The organism is Streptomyces polyrhachis (genome assembly GCF_042663125.1).
Lineage (GTDB): Bacteria > Actinomycetota > Actinomycetes > Streptomycetales > Streptomycetaceae > Streptomyces > Streptomyces polyrhachii.
On sequence record NZ_JBHSZO010000028.1, the window covers coordinates 1 to 17,145 of the forward strand.

Here is a 17,145-nt window from a genome sequence, read left to right on the forward strand (position 1 = left end):
TGCTCCAGCGGGGCGCGGCCGCGCGGCTGCAGGCCCTGCTCGTCGCCCAGGAGCGCCACCGCCTCGGGGGCGCGCAGCAGCAGGTCGGGGGCGAGGCGGCCGGCGGACAGGACGCGGGCGAGGTTCTCGGCGGCGGCGCCCTCGTCGCGCAGCAGGCGCAGGTACCAGGGGGTCTTGCCGAGGGCGTCGGAGACCTTGCGGAAGTTGAGCAGTCCGGCGTCGGGGTCGGCGGAGTCGCCGAACCAGCCGAGCAGCACCGGCAGCAGGGTGCGCTGGATGGCGGCCTTGCGGCTCATCCCGGCGGTCAGCGCCTCCAGATGGCGCAGGGCGGCGCCCGGGTCGGCGTACCCCAGGGCCTCCAGCCGTTCGCGCGCCGCCTCGGGCGACAGGTGCGCCTCGCCGGGGGCGAGGCCGGCGACGGCGTCGAGCAGGGGGCGGTAGAAGAGCTTCTCGTGCAGGCGGCGCACTTCGCGGGAGTGGCGGCGCCACTCCTTGCGCAGCTCGGCGACGGGCTCGCTGCGAAAGCCCATCTCCCGGCCCAGTCGGCGCAGTTCGGGCGCGCTCTCGGGCAGCAGGTGGGTGCGGCGCAGCTTCCACAGCTGGATGCGGTGCTCCAGGGTGCGCAGGAAGCGGTAGGCGGCGTCCATCGCGGCGGCGTCCGCGCGGCCGACGTAGCCGCCGGCGGCGAGGGCCGCGAGGGCGTCGAGGGTGGTGGCGCTGCGCAGGGTCTCGTCGGTGCGGCCGTGGACGAGCTGCAGCAGTTGCACGGAGAACTCCACGTCGCGCAGGCCCCCGGGCCCGAGCTTGAGTTCGCGCTCGACCTCGGCGGCGGGGATGGCGTCCACCACGCGGCGGCGCATCTGCTGCACGTCGGTGACGAAGTTCTCCCGCTGGGCGGCCTGCCACACCAGCGGCGCCACGGCCGCGCAGTACTCCTGGCCGAGTCCGGCGTCCCCGGCCACCGGGCGGGCCTTGAGGAGCGCCTGGAACTCCCAGGTCTTCGCCCAGCGCTGGTAGTAGGCGAGGTGGGAGGCGAGGGTACGGACCAGGGGGCCGTTGCGGCCCTCGGGGCGGAGGTTGGCGTCGACCGGCCAGATGGCGCCCTCGCCGGTGGTCTCCGAGCAGACGCGCATCATCCGGGCGGCCAGCCGGGTCGCGGCCCGCAGGGCGGCGCCCTCGTCCGTGTCGCCGCTGGACTCGGCGACGAAGATGACGTCGACGTCGGAGACGTAGTTCAGCTCGCGCCCGCCGCACTTGCCCATGCCGATGACCGCGAGCCGGCAGGCGGCGGCGTCCAGCGGCTGCTCCTCGGCGGCGATCTCCAGGGCGGCGCGCAGGGTGGCGGTGGCCAGGTCGGCCAGCTCGGCGGCGGTCTGGACGACGTCGGCGGTGCCGCAGACGTCGCGGGCGGCGATGCCCAGCAGGGCGCGGCGGTAGGCGGTGCGCAGGGCGTCGGGGCGGGGGACGCCCTCGCCGGCCTCTCCCCAGACGCCTTCGGCGAGGGCGCGTTCGAACTCGTCGAGGGTGGGGTGGAGGTCGGCGGACTCGTAGGTGAGGAGGGAGTGCCAGTCGCGGGGGTGGCGCGCGAGGTGCTCGGCGAGGCCCTCGGAGGCGCCGAGCACGCCCAGGAGGCGGTCGCGCAGCGGCTTGGAGGCGGTGAGGGTGGTCAGGAGGGTCTGGCGCTCGACGGGGTCGAGGGCCTCGGCGAGGGAGTCCAGTGCGCGCAGCGCCTGGTCGGGGTCGGCGCTCGCGCCCAGCGCGTCGAGCAGGACGGGGTCGCTGCGGACGGCGGAGAGGGCCTCGCCGCTGAGGAGCCGCTCGGCGGTGGCCGCATCGGTGAACCCGTAGCGGACGAGGCGACTGAGGGGGCTGTCGACGCGACGTCCGCTGGGGAGGGCCATGGGGGTGAGGATATCGGGCGGGGGCGGATCGGCTCAGGGCTTGCGCGCGGGCGGCTGTGCGCCGAGGCGGGCTCCGGACCCGTATCCGGGCGGCCTCACGGCTCGTACAGCGGCAGGAAGTGGATGACCGCCTCCTCGTACGGATGGGCCGCGCGGACGGCCTCCAGCACCGCGCGGGCCTGCTCCGCCTCGCAGACGGACTCCACCCGGCACTCCTCCCCGTGCTGTACGGCGCCCACCTCGCCGTCGTAGGGCCGCGCCCCGGGCAGGGGCTGCCAGGTCCCGGCGACCCGCCACACGCTGGAGCACCGCGCGTAGTCGCCGACGCGCCCGGCGCCGGCGGCGTGCAGGGCGTCGAGCACGGCGTCGACGTGACTCGCGGGAACGGAGATCTCGATCTTCAGACGGGGCATGTGGGGGACTCTAAGGGGCGGGGGTTTCCTCCGGCCCGGGGGTGGGGTCTTCTCCGTACGCGCCTTCCCGCTCGGCCTGTGCCAGGGCGGCGATACGGCGCCGCGCCCAGTAGGGGACCAGTACGGCGGCGAGGATCACGCAGAGCGCGGCACCGCAGAGTGATCCGTACACCAGAACGACGACCGCCAGGCCCGCAGACTCCATACGCCCCCCACGATCCGTGGGGCGACTCCCCCTCGTACGTTATTGAACGCGTTCAATCTACCGCCGACGCCCCGCGTCCATAAGGGGGTGCCGCAGAACCCCGCCCTTACAGCACCGGCAGGTTCTTGCGCAGTTCGAAGGCCGTGACCTCCGAGCGGTACTCCTCCCACTCCTGCTTCTTGTTGCGGAGGAAGAAGTCGAAGACGTGTTCGCCCAGGGTTTCCGCGACGAGTTCGCTGTTCTCCATCAGGGTGATCGCCTCGCCCAGGTTCTGCGGGAGGGGCTGGATGCCCAGGGCGCGGCGTTCCGCGTCGGTGAGGGCCCAGACGTCGTCCTCCGCGCCGGGGGGGAGCTCGTAGCCCTCCTCGACGCCCTTCAGGCCCGCCGCCAGCAGGACCGAGTAGGCCAGGTAGGGGTTGCAGCCGGCGTCCAGGGAGCGGACCTCGATGCGCGAGGAGCCGGTCTTGCCGGGCTTGTAGAGGGGGACGCGCACCAGCGCCGAGCGGTTGTTGTGGCCCCAGCAGATGTACGAGGGGGCCTCGCCGCCCGCGCCCGCCGTGCGCTGGGAGCCGCCCCAGATGCGCTTGTAGGAGTTGACCCACTGGTTGGTGACGGCGGAGATCTCCGCCGCGTGCGTCAGCAGGCCGGCGATGAAGGAGCGGCCGACCTTGGAGAGTTCGTACTCCGAGCCCGACTCGTAGAAGGCGTTGCGGTCGCCCTCGAAGAGGGAGAGGTGGGTGTGCATGCCGGAGCCGGGGTACTCGGAGAAGGGCTTGGGCATGAACGTCGCCTGCACGCCCTGCTCCAGCGCCACCTGCTTCATGATCAGCCGGAACGTCATGATGTTGTCGGCGGTGGAGAGCGCGTCCGCGTACCGCAGGTCGATCTCCTGCTGGCCGGGGGCGCCCTCGTGGTGGGAGAACTCCACCGAGATGCCCATCGACTCCAGCATCGTGATCGCCTGGCGGCGGAAGTCCATGCCGACGTTCTGCGGGGTGTGGTCGAAGTAGCCGGAGTTGTCGGCGGGGACGGGCGCGCGGCCGTCCAGCGGCTTGTCCTTCAGCAGGAAGAACTCGATCTCGGGGTGGGTGTAGAAGGTGAAGCCCAGGTCCGAGGTGCGCGACAGGATCCGCTTCAGCACGTAGCGCGGGTCGGCGTAGGACGGGGAGCCGTCCGGCATGAGGATGTCGCAGAACATCCGCGCGGTGCCGGGCGCCTCGGCGCGCCAGGGCAGGATCTGGAAGGTCGAGGGGTCCGGCTTGGCGATCATGTCGGACTCGTAGACCCGGGCGAAGCCCTCGATCGCGGAGCCGTCGAAGCCGATGCCCTCCTCGAAGGCCTGCTCCAGCTCGGCGGGGGCCACCGCGACGGACTTCAGGAAGCCCAGCACGTCGGTGAACCACAGCCGCACGAAGCGGATGTCCCGCTCCTCCAGGGTGCGGAGCACGAACTCCTGCTGCTTCTCCACGGTCCACATCCTTGACGGTCGGGCGTGCGGGTCGCGCCCCGGTCGGGTGCGCGCGAGCACTCAGTATCACGCTAGCGGGTGAACGGCGTGTTTCGGGAGGGGGTGATCACCCGCACGAGCCGTCCCCGCCATTGTGGGCCACGTCCCGGCGGACGTCCCGGTGGGGCCCGCAGATGCCTCGGCGGGCCTTTCGGCAGTGCCCCGCGCGCGGCTCAGCGCGGCGGGCAGATGCAGCGCACCCGGCCGCAGCGCGGGCAGACAGGTACCTCGTTCATGTCGATAGCCTTCCCTGGGAGGGCGGCCCGTCATGCCTGCGGTTTACCGGAGTTGGCCGAGGACGGCGGGGTACGGCCGTAGTGCACGGTGACGTCGCCGAAGCCCAGGGAGTGCAGCAGCCCCTCCAGCATCGCGGTCGTGTTGCGCTCGGCGCGGGTGGTGAGGCCGGCGTCCCGGGCGGCGGCGGCGATGTGCTGCGCGGCCAGCCGGTTGACCTCGCGTTCGTCGTTGGGGTTGTCCGAGAAGAAGTCCCCGAGGCGGTCGAGGATGCCGCGCTGCTTGGTGACCGCGTACGAGCGGTCCGGGTCCAGCGCCGGGGAGCCGAGGCGGGCGTGGGGCAGCCAGAGGGTCGCGGCGGTGCGGTCGTCGTTGACCTGGACGCCACCGTCGGCGACCTTTCCCAGGTCGACGTAGGCGGGGACGGTGCCCGCGCCGACGTAGAGGGTGCGTTTGCCGCGTACGGAGTCCGGGAGGAACGCGGCGTCCTTGTCGAGGTCGACGACCACCTGGAAGTTGCCCTCCGCCGCCTGGTAGCGGCTCAGGTCGCGTACGGACCGCAGCAGCGCCGGGCCCGAGCGGTCGGTCGTCTTCTCGTCCAGCAGGTCGCCGGGGCCGGGCAGCAGGTCCACCCGCACGAGCGCCGCCAGCAGTGCCACCAGCACGGCGAGGGCCACGGGCAGCCCCAGCCACCAGGGGATGCGGCGGGCGGCGCGCAGGCGGGGCGCTCTGGGCGGGCGCCGGCCGGCGGGCTGGGCGCGGGATTCGGGCGTGGTGCGGGATTCGGGCATACGTGGCCCCCTGTCGCAGACACCGCGGAGAGTGCTGACACTGTGCGCGTGCCCCGTGCGGGCCGCCGGAACCCTCCGCAGGGGCGGGAGAGCCCGAAGAGGGCGGGAAGGCGCCGCCCGCCTTCCCGCCCCGAGGGCCATCGTTACCCGTTCGTGTAGACCGCAACCGTCCTTCCCGGCACGGTGAAGGTGCCCGAGGACGCCTCGTACGAGGCCCCCTTCACCACCGCGTCCGCGCCGCCGGCCTGCACCGGGTGCAGGGTGTACGGCGTACCGGCCAGCGCCTCGACGCGCTGTTCGCGGCGCTCGGGGGTCGCGTTGAAGACGACGACCAGCTTCCCCAGCCGCATGGTGACCACACCCGGCGTCTCCCCGGTCCCGGAGAGCGGGAAGGAGAGCGCGGCGCGTACCTCCTGCGTGTTGGCGAGGCTGAAGTCCGCCTCGGTGGCGCGGATGCGCAGCAGGTCGCGGTACGCGGCGGAGGCGCCGTCGATCTGCGGGCAGCCGACGGTCAGGGCGGGCGCGGTGAGCAGCGGTGCGGCGTACGGCCACTTGGGGGCGTTGTCGGCCGCCGGGGGCAGGCCGCGGCCGAAGCCGTTGCCGGCGCGGCAGTCCCAGTGGATGGCGTTGAACCAGTCGCCGCTGTCGTAGGAGTTGCGGTCCAGGGACTTCGAGCGCAGCAGGTCGCTGCCGGCCTGGGAGAGCGCCGGGCCCTGGGAGAGCGCGGCGGTGCCCATGGCGAGGACCTGCATACGGGCCCGGTCGGCCGGGGGGACGGTGGCCGGGAGTTTGAAGGCCAGCGCGTCGAAGAGGGCCTCGTTGTCGTGGGCGTCGGCGTAGGCGAGGGCGTCGCCGGGGGCGTCGGCGTAGCCCGCCGGGGAGCCGTTGTAGTCGACCTGCGCGCCGGTGACGTCGCGTCCCTTCGTGTCGGTGAAGCGGTAGGACGCCAGGTTGCCCGCCAGGCCGACCTTCAGGAGGTCCTGGTAGTGCAGCAGGCGGGCGCGCTGCTCGTCTCTACTGCCGTTGGCCGCCGAGCCGTTGGGCTCGTTGTACAGGCCGGAGGCGAAGCCCTGGACGCCCGGGTCGGCGTCGAAGGGGCCGCCGCCGCGGACCGCGTCGCGGGCCCGGTCGGAGAAGGTGGCGATGCCGGTGCCGGCCATGTTCTTCTGGGTGGCCTGGACGAAGCGGGCGTCGTCGGCGATCTCGCCGAAGTTCCAGCCCTCGCCGTAGAGGATGATCCTCTTCCCGTCGACGCCGTCCTTCGCGACGGTCAGCTCGTCGAGTGCGGCCCGTACGGCCAGCATGTTCGCCTTGGGGTGGTGGCCCATCAGGTCGAAGCGGAAGCCGTCGACCTTGTACTCCTTCGCCCAGGTGACCACGGAGTCCACGACCAGCTTGCCCATCATCGTGTTCTCGGGCGCGGTGTTGGCGCAGCAGGTGGAGGTGGCCACGGTGCCGTCGGGCAGGAGGCGGTGGTAGTAGCCGGGCACCACCTTGTCCAGGACGGAGGTGGGGGCCTGGCCGGAGGCGGTGGTGTGGTTGTAGACCACGTCCATCACCACGCGCAGCCCCTGGCCGTTGAGGGCCTGCACCATCTCGCGGAACTCGGTGGTGCGCCCGGTGCCGTCGGCGTCGCCGGCGTACGAGCCCTCGGGGACGGTGTAGTGGTAGGGGTCGTAGCCCCAGTTGTAGGCGTCCTTGGCCGCCGCCCTGCCCACGCACTCCTGCTGCTTGTCGGAGTCGGGGGCGTAGGAGGCGGGGTCGCAGTCGGGGGTCTGCTGGTCGGCGGCGCGCTCGGGGATCGTCGCGATGTCGAAGACCGGCAGCAGGTGGACGTAGGTGGTGCCGGCCTTCGCCAACTCCCGCAGGTGTCTGCTGCCGGCGGAGTCGCGGTCGGTGAACGCACCGTACTTGCCGCGGAGTTCGGCGGGCACCGTGCTGTCGGCGACGGAGAAGTCCCGGACGTGCAGCTCCTGGATCTGCGCGTCGCGCAGGGGTACGGCCCTGGGCTTGGCCAGCGTCCGCCAGCCCTCGGGGGCGAGGGCCCGGTCGGCGAGGTCCACGACGAGGCTGCGCTGCGAATCGGCCGTCAGGGCAAGGGAGTAGGGGTCGGTGACGTGGTTGGTGACGACCTGCTGGACGGTCGGCGCCCATACCGACACCGCGTACCGGTAGGGCTTGCCCTTCCAGCTCGCCGGCCCGGTCGCGCTCCAGACGCCGGAGGCGCCGTCGCGGCGCATCGGGACGCTCTCGCCGCCCACGTCGAGGGTGACGCGCTGGGCGGTGGGCGCCCACAGGGAGAGCGTGGGGCGGCCGTCGCGGAACACGGGGCCGAGCTTGGCGCCGCTCGCGGACGGTGCGTACACGTCGTCCAGTACGCCCGCGAGTTGGACGCCCGTGGCGCTGAGGACGGCGCCGTTGGCGGCCCGCTGGGTGGCGATGACCTGGCCGCGCAGGGCGGTGCGGACGCGGTCGGTGTCGCGCGGGTCGACGCGGAAGGCCGGGTAGTCCTCCAGGTGCGGGAAGGCGGCCTTCTGGGCGTCGGTGAGGGAGGCCGGGTTCAGCCGCAGCCAGCGGGCGTCGCCCGTCAGCGCACCGCCGTCGACCTTGATGCCTCCGTCGCGGGAGTAGAGCAACTGGGTCGAGGCGGCAGCCGGGTTGCCCTTCCAGGCCACCGTATTGCGGTCCAGCCAGACGGCCTGCGCCTTCGCCAGGTCGAGCGCCGCGCCGCCGCCCTTGGGCTGCGGCAGGAGGTACTTCTCCTGGCCGGCGAGCAGCCACACCTCGTGGCCGCTCGCCCTGAGGTCGAGGGACTGGTCGGCGGGGAGGTCCTTCTCGTCGCCCTTGTGGAGGATGTAGCTGAGCGAGGTCGCGCCGTCCGTCAGCGGCACCTCGAACACCGCGCCGTAGGCGTCGGTCCGTACCGGCCGCAGCGGCTGGGCCCACTCGGTGGGCTGGGCGGCGCCGGTCCAGGTGTGCAGGCCCCAGCCGGTGTAGTCGCCGTCGGCGCGGCGGTAGTGCAGTACGGCCTTCGCCGTGTCCTGCGGGGGGTAGGCGCCCTCGGGCGCGCTCTCGCGCACCTCGGGCCTGCCCTGCTCGACCCAGACCTCGCCGGTGCGCGCCAGATCGATCGAGCGGTCGGCGTCGACGTCCTTCACGCCGTTCCTGTCGACCACGATGAAGCCGATGCCCGAGGCGCCCGGCTTGAGCTTGACGTAGGCGAAGGCGCCGTAGGCGTCGCGGCCGGCGAAGGGCTTGCCCTCGGGCCAGTTCGTGCCCTCGCCGTCGGCGATGTCGCCCCAGGTGTAGAGGCCCCAGTCGGCGTAGTCGCCGTCCGCGCGCTTGTAGTGGACGACCGCGTAGTCGCGGGACACGGCGGTGGGCGGCGCCTCGGCGGGCGCGGCCCCGGCAGTGCTCGCGGCGCGGGCGCTCGCCGTGCGTCCGGCCGCGTCGATGGCAACGGCCTTGTAGCGCAGGGCCGTTCCGGAGGGTGCGGTGACCTTCTGCGTCACCTTGTACGGGGCGTGGTCGGCCGAGCCGAGCACCTGCCAGGGTCCGTCGCCCTGCTGGGCGGCGAAGACGACGCGGTTGAGCCCGCCGCCGTCCACGCCCGCGGCGATCTCCACGGTGCCGTGGGCGCCGGCGGCCGGGGCGTGCAGGGCGAGCGTCGGCGCGGTGGCCGGCGGCGGCGCCGGGGCGGCGGCCCTGAGCACCACGGAGCCCAGCGCCGGTACCGAGACCTCGACCGTGCGGTCCGCGCTACTGCGGACGCCGCCCTCGCCCCCGTACAGGAGGCTGAAGTCGGCCGAGGTCGAACCGGTGGGGATACGCGCGGACTTGGCGTCCGTGGAGTTGTTCACCGCGACGACGTACTCGGTGCCGTCGGCCCGGTCCGTACGGGAGAAGGCGTAGAGCGGGCCCTCGGCCAGGCGCTCGGTCTGGATGCCGTCGCGCAGGGCGGGGTGGGCCTTGGTGAGGCGGGAGAGGGCGGCTATCTGGCGGTAGAGGGGGTGGCCCGGGTCGTAGGCGTCGCTCGCGTGGGTGCGGTCGGTGCCGAGCTGGTCGTCGTCCAGGTAGTCGGCGGTCTTGGAGGCGAAGAGGCTCTGGCGGGCGTCCTTGTCGCCGCCGGCGCCGGTGAAGCCCTGCTCGTCGCCGTAGTAGACGACGGGGTTGCCGCGGCTGAGGAACATCAGCTCGTTGGCGAGGCGGTAGCGCTTCAGCAACTCCCCTTCGTCCGCACCGGGGTTGTCCTGCCGGAGGAAGGCGCCGAAGCGGCCCATGTCGTGGTTGCCGAGGAAGGGCACCTGCTCGTAGGCGTTGGCCTTGTCGGTGGTGTAGCGGTAGTCCTGCGCGAAGAGGCCGCGCAGGCCGTCCGCGGCGGCGCCCCGGGAGGCGAAGGAGCGGGCCGCCTCCTGGAAGGGGAAGTCGAGGGTGGCGTCGAGGCGGCCCTCGGTGACGTACGGGGCGGTGATCGCCGGGTCGGCGGAGTAGACCTCGCCGAACATGAAGAAGTCCTCGCGGCCCCGCTTGGCCGCGTAGTCGTCCAGCGCGGTGGCCCACTGCTTCCAGAACGCCATGTCGACGTGCTTGACCGTGTCGATCCGGAAGCCGTCGATGTCGAAGTCGCGCACCCAGCGCTGGTAGATGCGCGCCATGCCCTCGACGACCTCGGGGCGCTCGGTCCACAGGTCGTCCAGGCCGACGAAGTCGCCGTGCCCGGAGGACTCGCCGGCGAAGGTGGAGTCGCCGCGGTTGTGGTACATCGTCGGGTCGTTGAGCCAGGCGGGGACCTTGACGTCCTTGCGTACCACGGGGGTTCGCGGGAAGGAGTCGGCGTCCACGGCGGGGAAGCCACCGCCGCCGGCGTGCGCGGAGTCGTCGAAGGGGGCGCCGTCCTTCGTCAGGTAGGGGAAGGCGCCCTTGCTGAGGTAGTCGTAGGACTGCTCGCGGTAGTCGATGACGTCGGCGGTGTGGTTGGTGATGACGTCGAAGAAGACCTTCATGCCCTTGGCGTGGGCCTTGTCGATCAGCCTCGCCAGGTCGGCGTTGGTGCCGAAGTGCGGGTCGACCTGGGTGAAGTCGGTGATCCAGTAACCGTGGTAGCCGGCCGAGGCGTTGGCGCCCTCGCCCTGCACGGGCTGGTTCTTGAAGATCGGCGCCAGCCAGATCGCGGTGGTGCCCAGGCCCTTGACGTAGTCGAGCCGCTCGGTGAGGCCCTTGAGGTCGCCGCCCTGGTAGAAGCCCTTGTCGGTGGGGTCGAAGCCGGTGGCCGTACGGCTGCCGGCCAGGCCGCCGCGGTCGTTGGCCGTATCTCCGTTGGCGAAGCGGTCGGGCAGCACGAAGTAGAACTGCTCGCGCGTCAGGTCGTGCCGGGCGGGCTCGGCCGCCAGCTGCGCGTCGGAGGGCGGGGGCGGCGGGGCGGCCAGCGCCGGGAGGGCGGGTATCAGGGCCGCGGTCAGGGCGGTCACCAGGGAGGCGGCCGCCAGGGCGGCCGTCCGGCGTGGGGCGGGCGGTCTCATACGGGTCTCTCTCTGGCGGTGGGGCTCTGACGGTGGGGCGTGGGGGGTGTGGGGAGCGTGGGGACCGCCCGGCGGGGAGGGGCCGGGCGGTCGTACGGGAGGAGTCGTACGGGAGGCGGGGCGGCGGTCAGCAGCCCGCGCCGACGCGCAGCGCGAGGGCCGACTGGGACGGGACGGTGGCGGTGAACCAGCCGCTGCTGTTCACCGCGACGCAGGCGCCGCTTTGGATGTCGCGGTAGGTGCCGGCCGGCAGCTGGGTCTGGAAGGAGCGGCTGAGGGCAAAGCCCTCGTGGTTGACCACGACGTAGCCCTTGGTGCCGCGGCCGAAGGCGATGGCCTGGTAGCCGTTGTCCCACCAGTTGACGACCGCCTGGCCGCGGGTGGTGTTGCGGAAGGCGACCATGGCCTTGATCTCCGGCCAGGCGTGCTGGCACTTCCAGCCGTCCTGGTAGCAGGCGTTGACGGTGCCGCCGTTGGGCGGTCCGGCGTCGATGCCGCTCCACTCGTAGCCGGAGTGGACGTCCGGGGAGCCGTAGGGCCAGGCGAGCATGAAGACGCTCGCGAGGGTGTAGTTCGCGCCGGACTTGTAGGTGAGGGTGGAGCCGTTGCGCTCGGTGTCGTGGTTGTCGACGAAGACACCGGACTTCCCGGAGGGCAGGTAGCCCCACGCCTCGCCGAAGTTGTCCAGGTACGCCAGGCGCTCGCTGGTGAAGACGCGCTTGAGGTCGTAGGCGTAGCGGAACTCCTGGACGTCGCCGCTGCCCAGGTACTCGGAGGGCTGGACGGCCTCGCCCGCCCCGTAGATGGCCTCGTGCTTCCAGTAGACGCCCGGGTTGGCCAGCCGGGACTTGATGTCGGCCAGGTCGGCGGCGGCCATGTGCTTGGAGGCGTCGATACGGAAGCCGTCGACGCCCAGGGAGAGCAGGTCGTTGAGGTACGCGGCGATGCGCCCGCGCACGTAGCCCTCCCCGGTGTCGAGGTCGGCCAGGCCCACGAGTTCGCAGTTCTGGACGTTCCAGCGGTCGGCGTAGTCGGTCACCGCAAAGGTGCAGTCGTCCATGTCCCAGCCGGAGTAGACGCCCGGGTAGTCGTACTTGGTGTACGGGGAGCCGCCGGTTCCGGTGCCGGAGCCGGCCGCCATGTGGTTGATGACGGAGTCCGCGATGACCTTCACGCCGGCGGCGTGGCAGGTGTTGACCATGTTCTGGAAGTCGCTGCGGCTGCCGAGCCGGCCGGCGATCCTGTAGCTGACCGGCTGGTAGGAGGTCCACCACTGGCTGCCCTGGATGTGCTCCTGGGGCGGCGAGACCTGGACCAGCCCGTAGCCGGCCGGGCCGAGGGTCTGGGTGCACTCCCTGGCGACGGAGGTGAACTTCCACTCGAAGAGGACGGCGGTGACGTCCCTGGTGCCGGGCGGCGCCGCGGACGCGGTCGTCGCCGGCGCCGCGAGGGCGAAGGCGGCGGTGCCGGCGAGTGCGAGGGCGAGGGCGGTGGTTCTGCTGGCCATGACTCCTCCTGCGCGGTGGGGGGAGCTGCTCCGCAAGGGATTGAAGGTTCTTGCTGAAAGATTCAGCCGAGCTGCTGCGGAGCAGACGCTAGGGGGCCGCCGCACATCGGTCAACCCTGCGGACACATCCCGGCAACGGACCTGAAACAGCGGGCCGTTCCGCATCCGCAAGCACTTCCGCAAGAACTTGCACCACCTCGGCCGAATTCGGGCCCCCGCCCCGATCTCGTCACTTTGACGAATGGAATTTCGTCAGAGCGACGATTACACTGGCCCCGTGCCTCAACTACGACTCGCCCTGAACCAGATCGACTCCACCGTCGGCGACCTCGCCGGCAACGCCGACTCGATCGTCCGCTGGGCCCACCGCTCCGCGGAGCAGGGAGCGCACCTCGTCGTCTTCCCCGAGATGGTGCTCACCGGCTATCCGGTGGAGGACCTGGCCCTGCGCTCCTCCTTCGTCGACGCCTCCCGCGCCGCCCTCGCCGAACTGGCCGCCCGCCTGCGGGCGGAGGGGCTCGGCGAGATCCCGGTGGTCGTCGGCTACCTCGACCGCGCCGCCGCCCGGCCCCGCTACGGCCAGCCCGCCGGCGCCCCGCAGAACGCCGCCGCGGTGCTGCACCGGGGCGAGGTGGCGATCAGCTTCGCCAAGCACCACCTGCCCAACTACGGCGTCTTCGACGAGTTCCGCTACTTCGTCCCCGGCGACACCCTCCCCGTCGTACGGGTGCACGGGGTGGACGTGGCGCTGGCCATCTGCGAGGACCTCTGGCAGGACGGCGGCCGGGTGCCCGCCGCGCGCGCCGCCGGGGCCGGGCTGCTGCTCTCCGTCAACGCCTCGCCGTACGAGCGCAACAAGGACGACACCCGCCTGGACCTGGTGCGCAAGCGCGCCCAGGAGGCCGGCTGCACCACCGTCTACCTGGCCATGACCGGCGGCCAGGACGAGCTGGTCTTCGACGGCGACTCCATCGTCGTCGGCGCGGACGGCGAGGTGATCGCGCGGGCGCCGCAGTTCACCGAGGAGTGCGTGCTCCTCGACCTCGACCTGCCCGCCGCCGCCCCCCGGCCCCCCGCCGGCACGGTGGACGACGGCATGCGCATCGAGCACGTCACGCTCTCCGCCGAGCCCCTCGCCCCCTACGAGCCGCGCTTCCCCGGCGAGGTCGCCGAGCGGATGGACGACACGGAGGAGATGTACAACGCGCTGGTCGTGGGGCTGCGCGCGTACGTGGCCAAGAACGGCTTCGACTCGGTGCTGATCGGCCTCTCCGGCGGCATCGACTCCGCCCTGGTCGCCGCCCTCGCCTGCGACGCCGTCGGCGCCTCGCACGTGTACGGCGTCTCGATGCCCTCGGGCTACTCCTCCCAGCACTCCCGCGACGACGCCGCCGAGCTGGCCCGCCGCACCGGGCTGCACCTGCGCACCGTGTCCATCGCGCCGATGTTCGACGCGTACATGGACTCCCTGAAGTTGACCGGGCTGGCCGAGGAGAACCTCCAGTCGCGGCTGCGCGGCACACTGCTGATGGCCGTCTCCAACCAGGAGGGCCAGCTCGTCCTGGCCCCCGGCAACAAGAGCGAGCTGGCCGTCGGCTACTCCACGCTCTACGGCGACTCGGTCGGCGCGTACGGCCCGATCAAGGACGTCTACAAGACCGGCGTCTTCCGCCTGGCGAGGTGGCGCAACGCCCACGCCGCCGCGCGCGGCGAGACCCCGCCGATCCCGGAGAACTCCATCGCCAAGCCGCCGAGCGCGGAGCTGCGCCCGGACCAGGTGGACACCGACTCGCTCCCCGACTACGACGTGCTGGACCGGATCCTGGAGCTGTACGTCGACCGCGACGCCGGCCGCGCGCAGATCGTCGCCGAGGGCTTCGACGAGGCGCTGGTGGAGCGGGTGCTGAAGCTGGTCGACACCGCCGAGTACAAGCGCCGGCAGTACCCGCCGGGCACCAAGACCTCGCCCAAGGGCTTCGGCAAGGACCGCCGGCTGCCGATCACCAACCGCTGGCGCGAGCAGGGGTGACGCGACGCCTCGGGGGTACGGGCGGGCCCGTACCCCCGAGGGTCACAGCGTGACCCTGGCCCCCACCGGGCGGTGGTCGCTGCCGGTGGCCGGCAGCACCCAGGAGCTGGCGGGCTCGGCCCCGCGCACCAGGATCTGGTCGATGCGCGCCATCGGGAAGTCCGCCGGGAAGCTGAAGCCGAAGCCGTCGCCCGCCGCGCCCTGCGCGGAGCGCAGCTGGGAGGTCAGGGGCGCCAGCGCGCGGTCGTTCATCGTGCCGTTGAGGTCGCCCAGGAGCACGACCCGGTTCAGCGGCTCGGCCTCGACGGCCTCCCCCAGCGCCTGGACGCTGGCGTCGCGCCGCCCGGCGGTGAAGCCGGCGTCGAGCTTGACGCGTACGGACGGCAGGTGCGCCACGTACACGGCGACCGGTCCCTCCCCGGTGGCCACGGTCGTCCGCAGCGCGCGCGTCCAGCCGAGCCGCAGGTCCACGGGGCGGGTGTCGGAGAGCGGCAGCCTGCTCCAGACGCCGACGGTGCCCAGGACCTGGTGGTGCGGGTACTCCTTCGCCAGCGCCGCGGCGTAGGCGTCCCGGTTGGTGCGGGTGATCTCCTCCAGGGCGACGAGGTCGGCGCCGGAGGCGATGAGGGCGCGGGCGGTGGCCGCGTAGTCGAGGTTCTGCTCGGCCACGTTGTGGCTGACGACGGTGAGGTCCCCGCCGGGTCCCGCCTTGTCGGTGAGCAGCCCGCCGAAGAGGCTGGTCCAGACGAACACCGGCAGCAGCAGCGCGGCCGCCGCGCTCGCCGAGCGGCGCAGCAGCGCGGCGGCGGCCAGCGGGACGACCAGCAGGCCCAGCCAGGGCAGGAAGGTCTCCACCAGGCTGCCGAGGCTGCCGATCCGGTTGGGGATGCCGGCGTGGAAGAGCATCACCAGCCCGAGCAGCAGGCTCAGCGCGGCCGTCAGCAGTCCGCGCCGCCAGGGGCCGGGCGCGGAGAGCCGGCGCTTCAGCTCGGTCAGGTTCCGGATGTCGCGCACCCGGCGGCGCCCCCGCCGCCCGTTCCCGGCGTCCGCGCCTCCTGGGCCGTCCGGGCCTTCCGGTCCCGACTCGGCCGTGTCCACCTGCGCCATGCGCCGCCCTCGCTCTTCCACCGGTCGTCCCGCCTCACGAATACTCAGGATGCTCAGGACGACCGCCGACCGGCGCCGGGTTCCACTTCGGCCCGGCGTAGGGACCACCGTAGCGAAACCAGCACATTCCCCGGCCTGCCGCCGCTCGCGCGGGCCCGGGCCGCGGCGTGACGCGTACCGCTCAAGAACCCCCCTTTCGGCGCGTGCGAAGGCATGTCAGCATGGAGGTGATCCGGGGACGCCGACTGGGCGCCTCGAGACGGCACAGCTGACGACAGGAGCGTTGCGATGACGCACGCCACAGGCGAGCGTGGCTCGACCACGCCCGCGCACGACACCACGCCCGCGCACGACACCGCACCCGTCGCGTCCGGTGACCGGGAGAAGGCCCTCCCCGGCCTCTACGGGGGGGCCTCCTCCCGCCGCCTCACCGTCCGCGACATCGCCCGCGCCAAGGAGCGCGGCGAGCGGTGGCCCATGCTCACCGCCTACGACGCGATGACGGCCTCCGTCTTCGACGAGGCGGGGATCCCCGTGATGCTGGTCGGGGACTCCATGGGCAACTGCCATCTGGGATACGAGTCCACGGTGCCGGTCACCATGGACGAGATGACCCTGCTCTCCGCCGCGGTCGTCCGCGGCACGAGCCGGGCCCTGATCGTGGGCGACCTGCCCTTCGGCTCCTACCAGGAGGGCCCGGTGCAGGCGCTGCGCTCGGCGACCCGGCTGGTGAAGGAGGCCGGGGTCGGCGCGGTGAAGCTGGAGGGGGGCGAGCGCTCGGCGGAGCAGATCTCGCTGCTGGTCCAGGCCGGCATCCCGGTCATGGCGCACATCGGCCTGACCCCGCAGTCGGTGCACGCCTTCGGCGGGCACGTGGTGCAGGGGCGCGGCGAGGAGGCGGCGCAGCAGCTGCTGCGGGACGCGAAGGCCGTGCAGGACGCGGGCGCCTTCGCGGTGGTGCTGGAGCTGGTCCCGGCGGAGCTGGCGGCCGAGGCCACGCGCTCGCTGCACATCCCGACGGTCGGCATCGGCGCGGGCCCGGACTGCGACGCGCAGGTGCTGGTCTGGACGGACATGGCGGGGCTGACGAAGTGGCCCGGCCGCACGCCGAAGTTCCTCAAGCAGTACGCGGACCTGCGCGGTGTGCTGGGCGACGCGGCGAAGGCGTTCGCCCAGGACGTGGTGGACGGCGCGTACCCGGCGGCGGAGCACAGCTTCCGCTAGGTGCTCCCACCGAGGCGGCGGCCCGGGGCTCCACGGCCCCGGGTTGTCGCCTTGTCGCTTTTACGGGCCCGCGCGGCCGGCGGCCGGCCGGTGAGGGCCAATGCGGTGATCTTATTAACTGTACGGACCCCTCGGGCGGGGCGCCTCCGCCTCCCGAACCCCCTCCAGACCGACCGTGGACCGGCATACGCATCGCGCGACCGGCAGTCCGCGCCGCGCGACGACCGGCCTGCGAACCGGGCCCGAGTGGAGAGGGAGCCCACCCCATGAGTCACCGCCGCCACCGCTGGAGGCGCCTGCCCCGCGCGCTCGCCGCCCTCACCGCCCTGCCGCTGCTGCTCGCCGCGGCCCCCGCCCAGGACGGCGCGGCGCCGGACGGGCCGCGCCCGTACAGCGACGGGGGGCCCGCGGAGCACGACCACTCGCAGGGCGTCCCGCAGGACGCCGCCCCGGATGCCTCCCAGGACGGGAAGAACCCCGGCGGCGCCCCGGCCTTCGTCCCGGACTTCGGCACCTTCACCCCGCCGCCGGAGGGCGACTCGGACGACACCCCCGCGCTGGCCGCCGCCGCGCTCGCCGCGATGTCCCTGGGCGCCGCGGCCTTCGTCTTCGGCTGGGGGCGCAGGTCCCCGCGCCACGAGCCGGCGGCCACCCCCGCCAAGGGGTAGCGGCCCGCCGGAACCCCGGGCGCGGGCGGGGCGTTCCCCT

At 73.0% G+C, this 17,145-nt stretch carries 11 protein-coding genes; 3 read left to right on the top strand and 8 right to left on the bottom strand.

The window, feature by feature from the left end; all coding sequences use genetic code 11:
* From ACFQLX_RS17880 to ACFQLX_RS17910, 7 genes are all read right to left on the bottom strand, one after another.
* Positions 1-1,901 (bottom strand): bifunctional [glutamine synthetase] adenylyltransferase/[glutamine synthetase]-adenylyl-L-tyrosine phosphorylase (locus ACFQLX_RS17880; RefSeq protein ID WP_386416384.1); only part of this gene is annotated, 1,901 nt, incomplete at its 3' end.
* 95 nt (positions 1,902-1,996) lie between these two features.
* A complete protein-coding gene (locus ACFQLX_RS17885; protein WP_386416386.1) occupies positions 1,997-2,314 on the bottom strand; it encodes a YqfO family protein in 318 nt (105 codons plus the stop codon).
* Positions 2,315-2,324: 10 nt separating this feature from the next.
* Entirely contained in the window at positions 2,325-2,519 is a 195-nt protein-coding gene (locus ACFQLX_RS17890) for a hypothetical protein (protein ID WP_386416388.1), read from the bottom strand.
* A gap of 106 nt (positions 2,520-2,625) precedes the next feature.
* Positions 2,626-3,987, bottom strand: a complete 1,362-nt coding sequence (locus tag ACFQLX_RS17895; RefSeq protein WP_386416389.1) for a glutamine synthetase family protein — start codon at positions 3,985-3,987, stop codon at positions 2,626-2,628.
* Between the two features lie 305 nt (positions 3,988-4,292).
* The gene (locus ACFQLX_RS17900; RefSeq protein ID WP_386416391.1) at positions 4,293-5,051 is read right to left on the bottom strand and encodes a DUF4230 domain-containing protein; all 759 of its coding nucleotides are present in this window, start codon (positions 5,049-5,051) and stop codon (positions 4,293-4,295) included.
* A 143-nt stretch (positions 5,052-5,194) separates the two neighbouring features.
* On the bottom strand, positions 5,195-10,570 hold the full coding sequence (gene pulA, locus ACFQLX_RS17905; protein WP_386416393.1) for a pullulanase-type alpha-1,6-glucosidase: 5,376 nt from the start codon (positions 10,568-10,570) through the stop codon (positions 5,195-5,197).
* A gap of 127 nt (positions 10,571-10,697) precedes the next feature.
* Positions 10,698-12,077, bottom strand: coding sequence for an alpha-amylase (locus tag ACFQLX_RS17910; protein WP_386416396.1), 1,380 nt, complete (start codon positions 12,075-12,077; stop codon positions 10,698-10,700).
* Between the two features lie 277 nt (positions 12,078-12,354).
* Between ACFQLX_RS17910 and ACFQLX_RS17915 the strand changes: the two genes are divergently transcribed.
* Positions 12,355-14,106 (top strand): NAD+ synthase, encoded by a 1,752-nt coding sequence (locus ACFQLX_RS17915; protein WP_386416397.1) that lies wholly within the window; start codon positions 12,355-12,357, stop codon positions 14,104-14,106.
* Between the two features lie 42 nt (positions 14,107-14,148).
* On the opposite strand, the gene ACFQLX_RS17920 is transcribed toward ACFQLX_RS17915, so the two are convergent.
* On the bottom strand, positions 14,149-15,213 hold the full coding sequence (locus tag ACFQLX_RS17920; protein ID WP_386416400.1) for an endonuclease/exonuclease/phosphatase family protein: 1,065 nt from the start codon (positions 15,211-15,213) through the stop codon (positions 14,149-14,151).
* A 288-nt stretch (positions 15,214-15,501) separates the two neighbouring features.
* On the opposite strand from ACFQLX_RS17920, the gene panB reads away from it, so the two are divergent.
* Positions 15,502-16,437, top strand: coding sequence for a 3-methyl-2-oxobutanoate hydroxymethyltransferase (gene panB / locus ACFQLX_RS17925; RefSeq protein WP_386416402.1), 936 nt, complete (start codon positions 15,502-15,504; stop codon positions 16,435-16,437).
* Positions 16,438-16,703: 266 nt separating this feature from the next.
* Positions 16,704-17,105 carry a hypothetical protein gene (locus ACFQLX_RS17930; RefSeq protein WP_386416403.1) on the top strand — a complete coding sequence of 134 codons (402 nt, stop codon included), beginning with the start codon at positions 16,704-16,706 and terminating at the stop codon, positions 17,103-17,105.
* The last annotated feature ends 40 nt before the right edge of the window (positions 17,106-17,145 follow it).

What these genes read in the sequence shown, in the direction of transcription:
- ACFQLX_RS17890 (WP_386416388.1), bottom strand. Translation starts at nt 2,519, where the DNA reads ATGGAGTCTGCGGGCCTGGCGGTCGTCGTTCTGGTGTACGGATCACTC.
- ACFQLX_RS17900 (WP_386416391.1), bottom strand. Translation starts at nt 5,051, where the DNA reads ATGCCCGAATCCCGCACCACGCCCGAATCCCGCGCCCAGCCCGCCGGC.
- ACFQLX_RS17930 (WP_386416403.1), top strand. Translation starts at nt 16,704, where the DNA reads ATGAGTCACCGCCGCCACCGCTGGAGGCGCCTGCCCCGCGCGCTCGCC.
- ACFQLX_RS17920 (WP_386416400.1), bottom strand. Translation starts at nt 15,213, where the DNA reads ATGGCGCAGGTGGACACGGCCGAGTCGGGACCGGAAGGCCCGGACGGC.
- panB (WP_386416402.1), top strand. Translation starts at nt 15,502, where the DNA reads ATGACGCACGCCACAGGCGAGCGTGGCTCGACCACGCCCGCGCACGAC.
- ACFQLX_RS17885 (WP_386416386.1), bottom strand. Translation starts at nt 2,314, where the DNA reads ATGCCCCGTCTGAAGATCGAGATCTCCGTTCCCGCGAGTCACGTCGAC.
- ACFQLX_RS17910 (WP_386416396.1), bottom strand. Translation starts at nt 12,077, where the DNA reads ATGGCCAGCAGAACCACCGCCCTCGCCCTCGCACTCGCCGGCACCGCC.
- pulA (WP_386416393.1), bottom strand. Translation starts at nt 10,570, where the DNA reads ATGAGACCGCCCGCCCCACGCCGGACGGCCGCCCTGGCGGCCGCCTCC.